Annotated in this window: 14 protein-coding genes; 1 reads left to right on the top strand and 13 read right to left on the bottom strand. The window is 62.1% G+C overall.

What is annotated here, in order from left to right:
- Positions 1-15: 15 nt before the first annotated feature.
- From A6U86_RS34500 to A6U86_RS34465, 8 genes are read right to left on the bottom strand one after another with little or no spacing between them, the layout of a single operon-like run.
- Positions 16-1,983: a 3-hydroxyacyl-CoA dehydrogenase NAD-binding domain-containing protein gene (locus A6U86_RS34500; protein WP_068401707.1), complete on the bottom strand. Its 1,968-nt coding sequence runs from the start codon at positions 1,981-1,983 to the stop codon at positions 16-18.
- A gap of 22 nt (positions 1,984-2,005) precedes the next feature.
- Complete coding sequence (locus A6U86_RS34495) at positions 2,006-2,401, bottom strand: RidA family protein (protein WP_068401705.1); 396 nt, start codon at positions 2,399-2,401, stop codon at positions 2,006-2,008.
- The gene (locus A6U86_RS34490; RefSeq protein WP_068401697.1) at positions 2,379-2,810 is read right to left on the bottom strand and encodes a thioesterase family protein; all 432 of its coding nucleotides are present in this window, start codon (positions 2,808-2,810) and stop codon (positions 2,379-2,381) included. Before A6U86_RS34490 ends, A6U86_RS34495 begins: the two co-directional genes overlap by 23 nt.
- 8 nt (positions 2,811-2,818) lie before the next feature.
- On the bottom strand, positions 2,819-4,000 hold the full coding sequence (locus A6U86_RS34485) for an acyl-CoA dehydrogenase (protein ID WP_068401694.1): 1,182 nt from the start codon (positions 3,998-4,000) through the stop codon (positions 2,819-2,821).
- Positions 4,001-4,015: 15 nt separating this feature from the next.
- A complete protein-coding gene (locus A6U86_RS34480) occupies positions 4,016-5,197 on the bottom strand; it encodes an acyl-CoA dehydrogenase family protein (RefSeq protein WP_141683876.1) in 1,182 nt (393 codons plus the stop codon).
- 3 nt (positions 5,198-5,200) lie between these two features.
- Complete coding sequence (locus A6U86_RS34475; RefSeq protein ID WP_068401688.1) at positions 5,201-6,052, bottom strand: enoyl-CoA hydratase family protein; 852 nt, start codon at positions 6,050-6,052, stop codon at positions 5,201-5,203.
- A 4-nt stretch (positions 6,053-6,056) separates the two neighbouring features.
- Positions 6,057-6,836 carry an SDR family NAD(P)-dependent oxidoreductase gene (locus A6U86_RS34470; protein ID WP_068401685.1) on the bottom strand — a complete coding sequence of 260 codons (780 nt, stop codon included), beginning with the start codon at positions 6,834-6,836 and terminating at the stop codon, positions 6,057-6,059.
- A 7-nt stretch (positions 6,837-6,843) separates the two neighbouring features.
- Positions 6,844-9,162 carry a bifunctional salicylyl-CoA 5-hydroxylase/oxidoreductase gene (locus A6U86_RS34465; protein ID WP_068401682.1) on the bottom strand — a complete coding sequence of 773 codons (2,319 nt, stop codon included), beginning with the start codon at positions 9,160-9,162 and terminating at the stop codon, positions 6,844-6,846.
- 299 nt (positions 9,163-9,461) lie between these two features.
- Between A6U86_RS34465 and A6U86_RS34460 the strand changes: the two genes are divergently transcribed.
- Positions 9,462-11,072 carry an AMP-binding protein gene (locus A6U86_RS34460; RefSeq protein WP_068401679.1) on the top strand — a complete coding sequence of 537 codons (1,611 nt, stop codon included), beginning with the start codon at positions 9,462-9,464 and terminating at the stop codon, positions 11,070-11,072.
- 14 nt (positions 11,073-11,086) lie between these two features.
- Here the strand turns inward: A6U86_RS34460 and A6U86_RS34455 are convergent, their stop codons facing one another.
- From A6U86_RS34455 to A6U86_RS34435, 5 genes are all read right to left on the bottom strand, one after another.
- Positions 11,087-11,935 (bottom strand): ABC transporter ATP-binding protein, encoded by an 849-nt coding sequence (locus tag A6U86_RS34455; protein WP_068401673.1) that lies wholly within the window; start codon positions 11,933-11,935, stop codon positions 11,087-11,089.
- Positions 11,932-12,804 carry an ABC transporter ATP-binding protein gene (locus tag A6U86_RS34450; protein WP_068401670.1) on the bottom strand — a complete coding sequence of 291 codons (873 nt, stop codon included), beginning with the start codon at positions 12,802-12,804 and terminating at the stop codon, positions 11,932-11,934. Before A6U86_RS34450 ends, A6U86_RS34455 begins: the two co-directional genes overlap by 4 nt.
- Positions 12,801-13,694, bottom strand: coding sequence for an ABC transporter permease (locus A6U86_RS34445; RefSeq protein ID WP_083197074.1), 894 nt, complete (start codon positions 13,692-13,694; stop codon positions 12,801-12,803). The genes A6U86_RS34450 and A6U86_RS34445 overlap by 4 nt, the downstream gene beginning before the upstream one ends.
- Entirely contained in the window at positions 13,687-14,694 is a 1,008-nt protein-coding gene (locus tag A6U86_RS34440; RefSeq protein WP_068401667.1) for an ABC transporter permease, read from the bottom strand. The genes A6U86_RS34445 and A6U86_RS34440 overlap by 8 nt, the downstream gene beginning before the upstream one ends.
- 228 nt (positions 14,695-14,922) lie before the next feature.
- Positions 14,923-16,458: an ABC transporter substrate-binding protein gene (locus A6U86_RS34435; protein WP_068401661.1), complete on the bottom strand. Its 1,536-nt coding sequence runs from the start codon at positions 16,456-16,458 to the stop codon at positions 14,923-14,925.
- Positions 16,459-16,550: the final 92 nt, after the last annotated feature.

The raw sequence follows: 16,550 nt of genomic DNA, 5'->3' as shown, positions 1-16,550 counted from the left end.
TTTCCTGCAATTGTTTTAGCGGCGACCGGCGGCGAACATCGGACCGCCCTTGCTCGAGGGAAAACCGTAGCCGTTGATCATGACGAGATCGATGTCGCTGGCGCGAGCGGCGATGCCTTCCGAAAGCAGGGCGTCGCCTTCGTCGACCATGGCTTTCAGCAGGCCGGCAACGATCTCTTCGGCGGTGAAGCGCTTCGGCACGATGCCTTTCTTGGCGCGGGCGGCTTCGATCATCCCGGTTACTTCGGGATCGACAGTCCGCTTGCCCTCGGGATAGGCATACCAACCACGACCCGTCTTCTGGCCAAAACGGCCGGCCTCACAGAGCCGGTCGGCGATGACGACATAACGTTCCGAAGGATCGCGCGTCGCCGCCTGCCGCTTGCGGCGAGCCCAGGCGATTTCCAGTCCCGCCATGTCGAAGACGGCGAAAGGCCCCATGGGAAAGCCGTAGGCTTCCAGAGCCGCATCGATCTCCTGCGGCAGGGCGCCATCCTCGACCATGTATTCCGCTTCGCGGCGATAGGCGGAAAAGATGCGGTTGCCGATGAAGCCTTCGGTGACGCCGGAGACGATGGGCAGCTTGCCCAGCCGCTTTGCAAAGGCAAGGGCGCTCGCCAGCACGTCCGGCGCCGTCTCCTTGCAGTCCACCACCTCCAGCAGCCGCATGATGTGGGCGGGCGAGAAGAAGTGCAGGCCGACGACCCGCTCGGGCCGCGCGGTGGCGGCGGCGATGACATCCGGATCGAGGTAGCTTGTATTGGTCGCGAGAATTGCGTCGGCGCGGATGATCGTATCGAGGCGCTGGAACAGTTCGGTCTTGACGGTGAGGTCGTCGAAGACGGCTTCGATGACGATATCGGCCTGCGCCAGTTGCTGCATATCGGCGGTCACGCTCAATCGGCCCAGACGGTCTTCACGGCCAGCCGTGTCGAGGCGGCCGGATTGAACGGCCTTGTCGAGTAGGCCGGCAATCCGCTCGCGACCCTTCTCCGCAGCCTCGATGTTCTGCTCGACGCCGATGATGCGGTAGCCGCCGTTCAGTGCTGATACGGCGATGCCTGACCCCATAAGGCCGGTGCCGACGATGCCGACGGTTTCGATCCTGCGCGGGGTAACCGCCTCCAAACCGTCGACCTTGCCGGCGGCGCGCTCAGCAAAGAAGACATGGCGGAGAGCTGCAGCTTCCTCGCTGTCACGAAGCATAATGAAGGTGCGGCGCTCCTCGGCAAGTCCTTCCGCTAGGGGAGTGGTCGCTGCGAGGCACACGAGGCGGACGGCTTCCGTTGGCGCATTCTGGCCGCGCGCCTTGCGCAGCGCGTCGGCGGCAGTCTTTTCGATGGTTTCAATGGGCGCAGCTGGAACGGAAAGCGCACCGGTACGGCGCAAGGAGGAGGCGTCGAGCCCTTTGATATCGGCCATGGCGTCTGCGAGCAGCGCGCTTTCGGAAACACCGTCGACAATGCCGAGCTTGAGGGCTTCCGAGGCAGAGATGATCCGTGCGCCAGCGATCATGTCGATAGCGGCAGAGACGCCGATCAGGCGCGGCAGGCGTTGCGTGCCGCCGGCGCCGGGAACGATGCCGAGCTTGACTTCCGGCAGGCCGATCTTGGCTGAAGGAACTGCATGGCGGCGGTGGCAGGCCAACGCCACTTCCAGGCCGCCGCCAAGTGCTGCGCCATTGATCGACGCTGCGACGGGTTTCGCAAAGGCTTCGATGCGTGCGATGACATCTGGCAAATGCGGCTCGACCGGCGGTTTGCCGAATTCCTTGATGTCAGCGCCGCCGATGAAGCTGTTCCCTGCGCCAGTCAGGACAATGCTCTTAACCCCGCCGTCTTTCTCCGCGTGATCCAGCGCCGCCATCAACCCGGCCCTCACATCGGCGGAGAGCGCGTTGACGGGCGCGTTGTCTATGGTGACGACCAAGATCCCGTCGGCAAGAGCCGCCGAGATGGTGTCCGAAAAACGCAATGCCGACATGATCTTGACCGTCTGTTGGATGCTATTCCGGAATGATCGCGGTTGCCTGGATCTCGATCTTGGCGCGATCCTCGACGAGGGCGACGACCTGTACGGCGGCCATGGCGGGGTAATGGCGGCCGATGGTTTCGCGGTAGGCCTGTCCGATAGCCTTGAGGCTGCCGAGATATTCCTGCTTGTCGGTGAAATACCAAGTCATCGAGGTGATGTGCTTCGGCTCGGCGCCGCCTTCGGCAAGGATGGCGACGACGTTCTTCAACGTCTGGCGTACCTGCTCGGCAAAGTCGTCGCTTTCGAATTCGCAGTTGGCATTCCAGCCGACCTGGCCGCCGACGAACACCATGCGGCCGGTTGCCGCCATGCCATTGGCATAGCCGATCGGCTTGGCCCAGCCTTCAGGTTGCAGGATGGTGTGCATCGGTCTTCTCCAGATGAGAGGTCAGCGCGGCGCGGATATCATCCGGCCAGGCAAGCGATTGATGGTTATCGAGCGAGGTGGCGACGACGCGGTGTTTTGCCGTCCACAACACATGGCCGTTGGCCGAGACCTGGTGTTCCAGGTCGAGAGAGGAACGGCCGATGCCGCGCACCGTCAGCAGGAATTCGAGGTCGTCGCCCTGCAGGCCCGGCTTCATGAAGGTCAGATCGAGCCGTACCGTAGGAACACCGATGCGTCGACCGTCGATCATATGCCTCCAGGAAAAGCCTATCGAGGCGAAGTAATCTTCCAGCACCCCGACGAGGATGTTCAGATAGGACGGGAAATAGGCGATCCCCGAGGGATCGCAATCTCCGAAGCGCAGGGGTCTGGTGGTTTTGAACGCCAAGGCCGGCCTCAGTTCGAAAAGGCGGCGATGCCTGTAATGGCGCGGCCGAGAATGAGGGCGTGGATGTCGTGCGTGCCCTCGTAAGTGTTGACCACTTCGAGGTTGACGAGGTGGCGGGCGATGCCGAACTCGTCGGAAATGCCGTTGCCGCCAAGCATGTCGCGGGCTGCGCGGGCGATATCCAGCGCCTTGCCGCAGCTGTTGCGCTTGACGATCGACGTCAGCTCGACGGGCGGATGTCCGTCTTCCTTCATGCGGCCGAGACGCAGGCAACCCTGCAGGCCGAGCGTGATCTCTGTCACCATGTCGGCGAGCTTCTTCTGGATCAGCTGATTGGCGGCAAGGGGCCGGTCGAACTGCTTGCGGTCGAGCACATATTGCCGCGCCTTTGCATAGCAATCCTCAGCCGCGCCGAGGGCGCCCCAGGCGATGCCGAAGCGCGCCGAGTTGAGGCAGGTGAAGGGACCCTTGAGGCCGGAAACGTTCGGCAGCAGGTTTTCCTCCGGCACGAAGACATTCTCCATGACGACTTCGCCTGTGATCGAGGCGCGCAGGCCCACCTTGCCGTGGATGGCAGGCGCCGACAGCCCCTTCCAGCCCTTTTCAAGGATGAAGCCGCGGATGAGGCCATCCTCGGTCTTTGCCCAGACGACGAAGACATCGGCAATCGGCGCATTGGAGATCCAGGTCTTTGTGCCGGTCAGGCTGTAGCCGCCATCGACCTTCTTGGCGCGCGATGCCATCGAGCCGGGGTCGGAGCCATGGTTCGGCTCGGTGAGACCGAAGCAGCCGATCCATTCGCCGGTCGCAAGTTTCGGCAGATATTTCTGCTTCTGCGCCTGCGACCCGAAGGTGTCGATCGGCACCATGACGAGCGAGGATTGCACGCTCATCATCGAGCGATAGCCGCTGTCGACCCGCTCGACTTCGCGGGCGATCAGGCCGTAGGCTACATAGCCGAGCCCGGCGCCGCCATATTCCGGTGCGATCGTCGGGCCGAGCAGGCCGAGTTCGCCCATTTCGCGGAAGATCGTCGGATCCGTCTTTTCGTTGCGGAAGGCTTCGAGCACGCGCGGCGCTAGCTTCTCCTGTGCATAGGAGTGTGCGGTATCAAGCACCATGCGTTCTTCATCGCTCAGTTGCTCCACCAGTCGGAACGGGTCGGCCCAGTCGAAAATCTCGCGGCTCATGCTCTCAATCTCCCATCAGTTTGTCTTTAGAAGTTCGCGCGCGACGATGAGTTTTTGAACCTCCGTCGCACCTTCATAGATGCGAAGCGCGCGGATCTCCCGATAGAGTTTTTCCGTTATCTCGCCTGACCTTACGCCACGTCCGCCGAAGAGCTGGACGGCGCGGTCGATAACGCTCTGCGCGGTTTCAGTCGCCGTCATCTTGGCCATGGCTGCCTCGCGGGTTGTCGGCAAGCGCTGCACGTCGCGACGCCAGGCCGCCCGGTAGGTGAGGAGGGCCGCCGCGTCGATGCCGGTCGCCATATCGCCGAGGGCGGCTTGCGTCAACTGAAGGTCGGCGAGCCTTCCGCCAAACATCGGACGCGCGCGGACATGGGCAAGCGATTCATCGAGCGCGCGGCGGGCAAAGCCGAGGCCTGCTGCCGCAACCGAGGCGCGGAAGATATCGAGCGTGCGCATTGCGATCTTGAAGCCTTCGCCTGGTGCTCCCAAACGACGCGAAGCGGGGATGCGGCAATTCTCGAAGCGGATCGTCGCCAGCGGATGCGGTGCGATCACCTCGATACGTTCGGCGATGGAAAAGCCGGGATCATCGGCGAAGACGACAAAGGCGGAGATGCCGCGCGTCCCCGGCGCCTCGCCGGTGCGGGCAAAGACCGTATAGACATCGGCGATGCCGCCATTGGAAATCCAGGTCTTCTCGCCGTCGAGAACGTAATGATCGCCCTCGAGACGGGCGGCGCAGCTCATGGCCGCGACATCGGAGCCGGCATCCTTCTCTGATAGCGCGAAAGCGGCAAGCCAGTCACCGGCGCGCACTTTCGGCAGCACGGCGGCGCGCAGCTCAGGTGAACCGGAGAGCCCGATGGCGCCGGTTCCAAGCCCCTGCATGGCAAAGGCGAAGTCGGCAAGCCCGTCATACCAGGCGAGCGTTTCGCGGGCGAGGCAGACGAGGCGGGAATCGATCAGCGGCTCTTCATGCGACGAACCCGTTGCGGCAGCGAGTAGCCCGGCATCGCCGAGCGACTTCACCAGCTTGCGGCACGCAGCATCGACATCGGCATGGTCGATGGAGGCCATGGCGGAGGATTTGCCGAAGGCATCGACCTCGGCGGCAAAATGGTGATGGCGTTCCTCGAAGAACGGCCAATCCAGATGGTCCCGCGTCGGGCCGGGGAGGCTGCTTGCCGTCGACATCAGCTAGTCCCCCTGGAATTCCGGTTTGCGCTTGGCGGCGAAAGCCTCGAAGGCGCGGCGAAAGTCCTGCGTCGCCATGCAGACGGCCTGGGCCTGCGCTTCGGATTCGATCATCTCGTCGATACCCATCGCCCATTCCTGGTTCAGCATGGTCTTGGTCATGCCATGCGCGAACCAGGGGCCATCGGCGAGCGAACGGGCGAGCTTGACGGCTTCCTGTTCCAGATCGGCGCTGGCGTGCAGGGTGTTGTAGAAGCCCCAGGCATGACCTTCGCTTGCCGTCATCGAGCGGCCGGTAAAGAGAAGTTCTGCGGCGCGGCCCTGGCCGATGATGCGGGGCAGGATGCCGCAAGCGCCCATATCGGCGCCGGCGAGGCCGACGCGGGTGAAGAGAAAGGCCGTCTTGGCCTCAGGCGTCGCGAGCCGGAGATCGGAGGCCATGGCGAGGATAGCGCCGGCGCCGGCGCAGATGCCGTCGACTGCAGTGATAATCGGCTGCGGGCATTTGCGCATCGCCTTGACGAGATCACCCGTCATGCGCGTGAAGGCCAGAAGCTCGGGCATGGCCATGCGGGTCAGCGGTTCGATGATCTCGAACACGTCGCCGCCCGAGGAGAAGTTGCCGCCGGCGCCGGTCAGCACGATGGCGCGGATATCCGACGCATAGGCAAGATCGCGGAAGAGATCGCGCAGCTCCGCATAGCTATCGAATGTCAGCGGGTTCTTACGTTCGGGGCGATTCAGGCGGATGGTGGCGACACGGCCGTCCTCGCTGACTTCCCAGAGGAAGTGCTCAGGCTTGTAATCCTTGAAGGGTTTCAGATGTCCCTTCATCGTCATGTCCCGATCGCTCATCCCTTTAAATCTCCCCACCGGCAACCGCGATTGCCTGTCCATTGATCGATGCCGCCGCTGGCGATGCCAGCCACAGGACGGTGTCGGCGACTTCTTCCGGTGTGACGAGCCGTCCCTGCGGATTGGATTTCGTGAGTTCGCCGAGTGCCTGTTCGGCCGTGCGCCCGGTCTTGGCGACGATGGTCTCGATCGACCGCTGCACGATCGGTGTATCGGTGAAGCCGGGGCAGACGGCATTGACCGTCATGCCGGTCTTGGCAAATTCCAACGCCAGCGAGCGGGTGAGGCCGACGACGCCGTGCTTGGCTGCGACATAGGCGGAGACGTAACCATAGCCCTTCAAGCCGGCGGTCGAGGCGATGTTGATGATGCGCGCGCCGGCGCCATGTGCTTTCAAATCGGGCAGGACGGCCTGCGTCACCAGGAAGACGCCGGTGAGATCGATCGACAGGACATGATTCCATGTCTCCAGGCTGGTTTTCTCGAAAGCTGCGCTCGGGGCTTCGCCGGCATTGTTGACGAGAATGTTGATGGCCCCGAATTTTTCGCGCGCCCTGGTCAGGCCACGGGCAATAGCCTCGGGACTTGTGACGTCGAACCCATCGAGGACGAATGCCTTCGCACCGATTTCGGCGGCGATCGCTTCCAGAGGTTCCTTGCGGCGGCCGGCCAGGGTAACGCGCGCGCCGTCTGCTGCAAGCGCCCTTGCGATCGCCGCACCGATGCCGCTGCCGGCACCGGTGATGAGGGCGTGACGGTTGCCAAGTTTGCCAGAAGTCGTCATCCGATCCTCACTTCGCCGGCGCGGTGGTGGCCGCGCGCGCAAGATTGGTTTCATATTGCGTCTTACCGGAGAGATACTGCTTCGGCCAGGGGATCGATGTCAGGCCGATCTTGGCGGCTTCGTGCAGCGGCCAGGCGGGATCGGCCAGATGTGGGCGGGCGACGGCGCAGAGATCGGCACGGCCGGCGGCAATGATCGAGTTGGCGTGGTCCGCTTCCGAAATCGCGCCGACGGCAATAGTGGGAATGCCGATCTCGTTGCGGATCTTGTCGGAGAAGGGCGTCTGGAACAGGCGGCCGTAAACCGGCTTTTCCTCTTTAGAGACCTGGCCGGACGAGCAATCGATCAGATCGGCGCCGGCTTCCTTGAACATGCGCGCGAAGATGGCAGCATCTTCCGGCGTGTTGCCGCCATCGGTCCAGTCATGGCACGACAGGCGGATGGAGATTGGCTTATCTGCCGGCCAAATCGCGCGCATCGCGTGGAAGATTTCGAGGGGATAGCGGGCGCGGTTTTCGTGGCTGCCGCCATATTCGTCGTCGCGCAGGTTGGTGATCGGCGACAGGAAGCTAGACAGCAGATAGCCGTGGGCGCAATGCAGTTCCAGCCAGTCCGCGCCGGTCTCGATCGCCAGCTCGGTCGAGCGGATGAAATCGGCCTTGACGCGCTCCATGTCGGCGCGGTCCATGGCCTTCGGCACCTGGCTATTCCTAAGGTAGGGGATTGCGGACGCCGAAATCAGCGGCCATTCACCTTCCGCCAGCGGCTGGTCGATCCCTTCCCAGGCGAGCTTCGTCGCGCCCTTGCGGCCGGCATGACCGATCTGGATACCAACCTTGGCGGCGCTGCTCGTGTGGACGAAGTTGACAAGGCGCTTCCATTGCTTGGCTTGTTCTTCGTTCCAGAGGCCGAGGCAACCGGGGGTGATGCGTGCATCCGGGGTGACGCAGGTCATCTCGGCGAAGATCAGGCCTGCACCGCCAAGGGCGCGCGAGCCGAGATGAACGATATGGAAATCGTTCATGACACCGTCTTCAGCCGAATACATCGCCATCGGCGAGACGACGATGCGGTTGATGAGCTGGACGTCACGCAGGCGATAGGGTGTGAACATCGGCGGCAGGCAACGGTCGTTGCCGACGGCAAGCCCGGATTTTTCCGCGAACCAGCGCTCGAAACCTTCCAGCCAGTCCTTGTCGCGAAGCCTCAGATTCTCGTGGCTGATGCGCTGCGAGCGTGTCAGCATCGAATACATGAATTGCGGCGGTTCGAGCGTGTCGGCATAGCGGCGTCCGACGACCTCGAACCATTCCATCGCGTTGCGAGCGGCATTCTGGATGCGGGCGACGTCGACGCGGCGGATTTCCTCGTAGGTTTCAAGAACGGCCGGTATCTTGTCCTTCTCGTGTCCGTGGATCTGGAACTGTCGGGTCAACTCGATGGCGTCATCTATGGCGAGTTTTGTGCCGGAGCCGATGGCGAAATGCGCGGTGTGGGCGGCGTCGCCCATCAGCACGACATGCGAATTGCCGTTGAAATGGCTCCACTTGCCGCAGATCAGGCGGTTGAAGTTCAGCCAGGCCGAGCCGCGGATGTGGCGGGCATTGGTCATCAGCGATGCGCCGTCGAGTACTTCGGAAAACAGGTTTTCGCAGAAGGCGATGGAGCCATCCTGATCCATCTTGTCGAGACCGTGGGCGAGATAAGCTTCTTCCGTCGTCTCGACGATGAAGGTCGAAGTCTTGTCGTCGAATTTGTAGATATGCGACTGGAACCAGCCGTGCTCGGTCCGCCGGAAATCGAAGGTAAAGGCGTCGAACAGCTTGTCGGTGCCGAGCCAGATATAGCGGTTCGGCCGGGTGATCATGTCCGGCTGGAAGACCTCCGGATAATGATTGCGGATGCGGGAATTGAGGCCATCCGAACCGATGACCAGATCGGCGTCGGGATAATCGAGATCGGAATTTACGTCGGTCTCGAAGATCAGTTCGACATCGAGGGCCTCGCAGCGCTTCTGCAGGATATTCAGCAGCTTCTTGCGGCCGATGCCAACGAAACCATGGCCTGACGTGCGCTGACGCGTGCCCTTGAACAGGACTTCAATATCATCCCAATGATTGAACGCGTCTTCGATCTCGGCGGCGCTCTCGGGATCCCATTGGCGCATCGATATCATGGTGGCATCGGAGAAAACGACGCCCCAGCCGAAGGTGTCATAGGGGCGGTTGCGTTCGACGACGCGGATAGAATGTTCGGGATGCAGCTTCTTCATCAGAAGCGCGAAGTAGAGGCCAGCCGGGCCGCCGCCGATACAGACGATGCGCATCGCTTATCCCTCCTCCTGCGGCCGAAGCTCGCGTCGAAATCATTTAAGTTTAAAATATCTCGTCGTCTCCGTTCGTCAAGGCTTGTCTTGCCGGAATCTGTGGTCCGCCGAGGGCCACAATAGCTGAAAATTCTCAAATTGCCTTTTTAAATCAAGGCGAAGTCAAAAATATTTTAGGCTTAAAATTTCTTGCTTGAACATTTCGATCTTCGGTGCGATCTTTTTTGTCATGAGACACGGGCTGCAGGGGAAAGCGGCCGTCGTGGTGAGTTGATCGAGAAGAATGCGGGAGCAAGGCAATGCTGGGACCGACCGGTCACACCGATACATTCACACGAGACAATCTGCCGCCCTTCGGCGAGTGGCCCGAGCTGTTGATGGATGGTTTCGACTATCCGGAATGGCTGAATGCCGGCTTCGAGCTCAGCGACCGGATGGTCGAGAAGGGCTTCGGCGATCATGTGGCGTTGATCGGCAATGGCCGCCGCCGCACTTATAAGGAGCTGGCGGACTGGACGAACCGCATTGCCCATGCGCTGGTCGAGAATTTTGGCGTGAAGCCCGGCAATCGCGTCCTCATCCGCTCCGGCAATAATCCGGCGATGATTGCATGCTGGCTCGCCGTGACGAAGGTTGGCGCCGTCGCCGTCAACACTATGCCGATGCTGCGGGCGGGGGAGCTTTCCAAGGTCATCGATAAGGCGGAAATCTCGCTTGCGCTCTGCGATACAAGGCTGCTGGAGGAGCTGGTCGCCGCGGCCAAGGACAGCCGCTTCCTGAAGCAGGTCATCGGCTTTGACGGCACAGCCAATCACGACGCCGAACTCGACCGCATCGCCCTCAACAAGCCGGTCCGTTTCGAAGCGGTGAAAACCGGGCGCGACGATGTGGCTTTGCTCGGTTTCACGTCGGGATCGACGGGTGTGCCGAAGGCCACGATGCATTTCCATCGCGATATCCTGATCATCGCCGATGCCTATGCCAGGGAAGTGCTGCAGGTCACGCCTGACGACGTCTTCATCGGCTCGCCGCCGATCGCCTTCACCTTTGGCCTTGGCGGTCTGGTCGTCTTCCCGTTGCGCTTCGGGGCGTCGACGGCCCTGCTCGAAAATGCCTCGCCGAAGAACATGGTCGAGATCATCCAGGAATATGGCGCGACGATCAGCTTCACCGCACCAACAGCCTATCGCGCCATGCTGGCCGCGATGGAGGAGGGGGCGGATCTCTCCTCGCTACGCATTGCCGTTTCCGCTGGCGAGACGCTGCCCGGGCCAATCTTCGAGGAATGGACCCGCAAGACCGGCAAGCCGATCCTCGATGGCATCGGCTCGACCGAGCTGCTGCATATCTTCATTTCCAATCGTCTTTCTGATGCCAAGCCGAACTGCACCGGCAAGCCGCTGAGCGGTTATCAAGCGCGCGTCGTCGATGACGACATGAACGAGGTGCCGCGCGGCATGATCGGCAAGCTGGTGGTTCGCGGGCCGATCGGCTGCCGCTATCTCGCCGACCACAGGCAGGCTGACTATGTCCGCGATGGCTGGAACCTGACGGGAGACAGCTTCATCGAGGACGAGGACGGCTATTTCCATTTCGCGGCCCGTTCCGACGACATCATTCTTTCCGCCGGCTACAATATTGCCGGGCCGGAGGTGGAGGCTGCACTTCTGTCACATGCCGATGTGCTCGAATGCGCCGTGATCGGCAAGCCGGACGAGGATCGTGGCCATATCGTTCAGGCTCATGTGGTGCTGGTGGCCGGCGTTACCGGCTCGGATCTGCTGGTCAAGACGTTGCAGGAGCACGTCAAGGCCATCATCGCTCCCTATAAATATCCCCGTTCCATCGTCTTCGTCGACGCTTTGCCGAAGACGGAATCGGGCAAGATCCAGCGCTTCCGCTTGAAGTAGCGGAAGCAGCCTTTTCAGGCTGCGTCTTCTTGCTCCGCATCGCGGCCGAGCCATGTCGGGTCGATTTCCGGCAGCGGAATGGCGTCGAGCAGCATGCGCGTATAGGCGGAGGCGGGTGCGGTGAAGACGCGCTCGCAATCGCCTTCCTCTTCCACACGGCCGTGGCGCATCACATAGACACGGTCGCAGATGGCGCGGATGACCGAGAGATCGTGGCTGATGAAGGCCATGGACAGGCCGAGGTCTCGTGACAATTCCTTCAGCAGATTGAGCACCTGTGCCTGGGTCGATACGTCGAGGCCGGAGACGATCTCGTCGGCAAGCACGAAATCCGGTTCGAGCAGGGCGGCGCGGGCAATGCCGATGCGCTGGCGCTGGCCGCCGGAGAGTTCGTGCGGGTTTCGGTCGAGGCATGCTTGCGGCAGCGTCACGCGCTCAAGGATGGCGGCAACGCGGCGTTCGGCGTCCTTCCGGTCCGAAGCCAGTCTATGCAGGAGCAGCGGCTCCACCAGGATGCGGCGGATCGTATGGCGCGGGTTGAGCGAGGCCATCGGGTCCTGAAAGATCATTTGCATGCGCCGGCGCAGTGGCCGCATCTCGCTGTCAGGCAGCCGCGTGATGTCTCTGCCGTCGAAATGGATTGAGCCGGAAGAGGCGTCGACCAGCCGCAACAGGGCACGGCCCAGCGTCGTCTTGCCGGAGCCGCTTTCGCCGACGATGCCAACGGTTTCGCCGCGACGGATATCGATGTCGACGCCGTGGAGCACCTTGATGCCAATGCCCGGTGGTCCCAAGAGATGCCGCTTCGCGCCATAGGTGACCTCGATGCCTCTGGCGGACAAGAGATTATCGGTGCCGCTCATCTGCCGCCCTCCGGAATGCCGATCTCGCGGCGCAATTGTTCGAAGACGGCTTGCGGCACTGGCGTCAGTCCTGCATCGGGCCGGTCGTAACGCGGGCCGGCGAATAGCAGCGATTTCGTGTAGATGTGCTGCGGGCGCGCAAGCACGTCGCCGGTCTTGCCCTGTTCGATGACCTTGCCGGCGTAGAGCAGGGTGACGCTGTCGCAGATCTGGGCGACGACGCCGAGATCATGGGTGACGAAGATGACGGCGGTGCCGTGCGCCTCCTGCAGGCCGCGGATCAGCCGCAGGATCTGCTTCTGCACGGTGACGTCGAGTGCCGTGGTCGGCTCGTCGGCGACGACCAGTTTCGGCTCCAGCGCGAAGGCGGCGGCAATCAGGATTCGTTGGCGCATGCCGCCGGACAATTCATGCGGATAAGCACGCAGCACGCGTTCGGCATCGCGGATGTGTACTTCTTCGAGCAACTTCAGTGCACGCTGCCGGGCATCGCGCGACGACATGCCCCTTTTCAGCCGCAAGCCGTCGGTCAGCTGCGCCTCGATGCGGCGGCCGGGATTGAGCGCGGTCTGCGGGTCCTGCGGGATCAGCGAGATGTCGCTGCCCATGATATCTCGCAATTCCCTGGCGGGGAGGGTGAGCAGGTCGCGGCGCTCGAAGAGTATGGAGCCGCCGGTGATGCGGACGCCGCGCGGCAGGATGCCGAGCAGGGCCTTGGCGATGGTCGATTTGCCGGCGCCGCTTTCGCCGACAAGGCCACGTACCTCGCCGCGCTCCAGCGTGACGGAGACATCGCGCAGGATCGGCGTGCCGCCATCGCGGTCGGACACGGCACTCAGGCCTGTTATGGAGAGAAGCGTAGATGTCATCGGCGCATCACCGGATCGAGGGCACGGCGCAGGCCGTCGCCGAGCTGATTGAAGGCAAGCACGGTGGCGAAGAGGGCGATCAGTGGCACGAGCAGCACCCACCATCCCTCATAGATGATCTGCCGCCCCTCGGCGATCATGCCGCCCCAGGTCGGCGTGTCCGACGAGACGGAGAGGCCGACGAAGGACAGGATGGCCTCGACGATGACGGCGATGCCCATTTCCAGGCTGACAAGCGCGATCAGGACCGGCATGACATTGGGCAGGATTTCGCTAAAGAGGATCCTTGCCCGCGAAAAGCCGATCGTATGGGCGGCGGTGACGTAATCCATGTGTGCCTGCGCCTGGGTTTCCGAGCGCACAACGCGACAGAAGCGGGTCCAGTCGATGATGACGATGGCGGCGATCACCGAATGCACGCCCGAGCCGAAGACGGCGACCAGCAGGATCGACAGCAGCACCGGTGGGAAGGCCATCCAGATATCGACAAGCCGTGAGATCACCTTGTCGATCCAGCCGCCGTACCAGCCGGCCAGAAGGCCGAGCAGCGTGCCGATGAATGCCGCGAGCCCGGCCGCGACGAAGGCGACGGTCAAGGCGGTGCGCGTGCCGAAGATGACGCGCGACAGCACGTCACGGCCGAGATCGTCCGTGCCGAGCAGGAAGCCGGGGTCCGAGCCCTCGACCCAGGCCGGCGGCAGGGTGCCGGACATCAGGTCCTGCTCCAGCGGATCTTTCGGCGCGAGATAGGGCGCAAAGATTGCGAGAATGATCAGGATCAGGATGAAGCCGCCGCCGAAGATCACTTTCGGCTGGGAAAGCAGCGCTCGAATGCGTTTCGCCGCTATTGAGGGTGTTTTTGGCATGGCGAGCGAGATGTTGTCAGCCATGGGCTAGCCTCGGATTGAAGGCTGCGACCAGCAGGTCCACAGCCAAATTGACGAGGATGAAGAGAGCTCCGAAGACCAGTACCAACCCCTGGATCAGCGGCAGGTCGCGGTTGATGACCGCGTCGATCGCCATGTTGCCGATACCGGGATAGGCGAAGATGCGCTCGACGATGACAGTGCCGCCGATCAGGAAGGTGAATTGCACACCCGTCAAGGCGATGGTCGGGCCGACAGCATTGCGCAATGCTTCCTGAAGAACGAGCCGCAGATCGGACATGCCTTTCAGCTTGGCGAGCAGAATGTAATCCTGCACCATGGCTTCCGAGAGTGCGGCTTTCAGCACGCGGGCGATGATGGCCGCGAGCGGCAGGCCGAGCGCCAGCACCGGCAAGACCATATGCGCGCAGATATCGGCGAAGACCCCGAAGCGGAACGTCAGCAGGCTTTCGAAGAGATAGAAGGGGGTAACGAACTGCACGTCCGTGCTCGGATCGATGCGGCCGGAGAGCGGGAAGAGTGGAAAGAGCACGCCGAGTACCAGAACCAGCGCCAGCGCCCAGACGAAATCCGGCACGGCAAGGAAGAGGCCATTGAGGCTGTCGAGGATCGGTTCGAAGAGGGTGCGACGGGCGAGTGTGCCGATGATGGCGATGGCGCCGCCGAGGAGAACCGCGAGCACGAGGGCGGCAAAGGCGAGTTCCAGCGTCGCCGGCAGGCGTTCTCCCAAGAGCGACAGCACGTTGCGCTTCAGCGAGATCGAGGTGCCGAAATCACCTACCAGTACCGATTTCAGCCAGATTGCGAACTGGGTGGTCAGGCTTGCATCGAGGCCGTAATGAGCGCGGAGTGCGGCGATATCGGCGGGGCTTGCGCCGGGCGAGATCATCATGGCGATCGGATCGCCGGGCACGACGCGCAGCAGCACGAAGACGATCAGCGCCACGCCGAAGAGCGTGACGGCGGCCATGATCAGGCGGTTGAGAATGGTGACTGCTATCATTCGTTATGAAATCCGATCGCACGGCTGGTGGCAAATGGAGAGTACAGATCCCTCATCCGGCCTATCGGCCACCTTCTCCCCGTCTTGACGGGGAGAAGGGGACAGAAGCACTTACAGCCTCCCTTCCCGTCGCCTTCTTAGGCGAGGGCACAGAGGTCGTTCCCTCTCCCCGCAAGCGGGGAGAGGGCTAGGGTGAGGGGCAAGGCCACACGGTCAAAGCTAGAGGTATCAACCCTTCGACACCAGCGTCGGCTGCAGCGCGCCGGATACGTTCGGCGTCACTTTCAGGCTCGATTTATAGACGATCGGCTGAACATATTGCAGCAGCGGGATCACATAGCCCTGTTCGGCGATGTACTTGATTGCAGCCTTCCAGCCGGCAATGCGCTTGGCCTCGTCCTTTTCCACCCAGAGCGGGCCGAGCATGTCGTCGACATCCTTGGTCTTCCAGGCCGAATGCGGCGAGGGGCCGAACATGGCGAAACCCGTCGAGGTCGTGGGGTCGCCGATGGCATTGCCCCAATTGTAGAAGGCGGCGGGGCCGAGCTGGTGGGCGGCGCGCAACTCGTAATGCTTGGCGATTTCGTAGACTTCGATTTCAGCCTCGATGCCGACCTTGCGCCACATGCCGACGATCGCCTGGATCATCTCATAGTCCTTCGGCTTGAAGCCGCGGGTGGTCTTGATTGCAAACTTGACCGGCTTTGCCGGCGAATAGCCACTGGCGGCCAGGAGCTTCTTTGCCTGTTCCGGATCATAAGGGATTTTGACTGATGCGTCGTAGGCTTCGTACTCAGGCGCCTCCAGCGTCGACAGCGGCTTGCCGTAGCCGCGCAGCAGACGCTTGATGATCGCTTCCTTGTCGATCGCCATATTGGCGGCGAGGCGCACGTTCTTGTCGAGCATCGGGTCGACGTTGCTGATGAATATCATGCCGATATCGGAGATCGGCGTGGCAACACCTGCAAGGCCGGACTTCTTCTTCAGCCGATCGAAATCCTCATAGGGGATTTCCAGCGTTACGTCCGACGAGCCGGATTCGATCTCGGCCACACGGCTTGTCGTGTCGGGCACGAACTTGAAAATGACCGTGTCGAAGGCCGGCTTGCCGCCGAAATAATTCGGGTTCGCCTTCAGGCGCAGATAGGAATTGCCCTCATAGGCATCGACCATATAGGGGCCGGTGCCGACAGGCTTCTTCTCAAAGCCTTCGGCGCCCACCTTGGTGTAATAGTCCTTCGGCAGGACATAGCCGGTGAGGAAGGCCATCCATTTGAAGAAGGTCGGCTCGAAGCGGACGACATCGCCGGTGATGCGGTTGCCTTCCACCTTGTAATTATTGGTGGTCGACCAGATGAACTGGATCGGGTTGCCGGTCTCCTGCTTGGCGGCCCGCTCCAGCGACCAGACGATATCGTCCGGCGTGAACTTGGAGCCGTCATGCCAGGTGACGCCTTCGCGGACGTCCATCCAGACCTTGGTCTTGTCGTCGTTCCAACCCCAGGCGGTCAAAAGGCCCGGCTGGAATTTCAGGTCCGGTCCCTGGCCGATGAACTGATCGAAGACCGAGCGATAGATCGCCTGGATCGACGGATTGACCGCCGACGGTCCCGTGGTCGGGTCGAAAGAAGGCAGGTTGACGTTGAAGGCGATGGTCAGCGTGCCGGCTTCGGCAGCTTCCACATGCGTCCTGCCCGCCAGAATTCCAGTCAAGAATGCAGCTGCGCCGAGGCTCAGGGCCTCGCGCCGAGTAAGCTTAGTCATGGTCACTCCGTTCCCCTGTTAAGCGGCAGAAAAGCATGACGCTCCACCTGCCGCTGGCGATTTATTATCGGAATGTTTTAATCCTAAAATAA

The organism is Rhizobium sp. AC27/96 (genome assembly GCF_001692325.1).
Lineage (GTDB): Bacteria > Pseudomonadota > Alphaproteobacteria > Rhizobiales > Rhizobiaceae > Rhizobium.
Note: the sequence above shows the minus strand (reverse complement) of the source record. Positions and strands in the feature narration are given on the sequence as shown.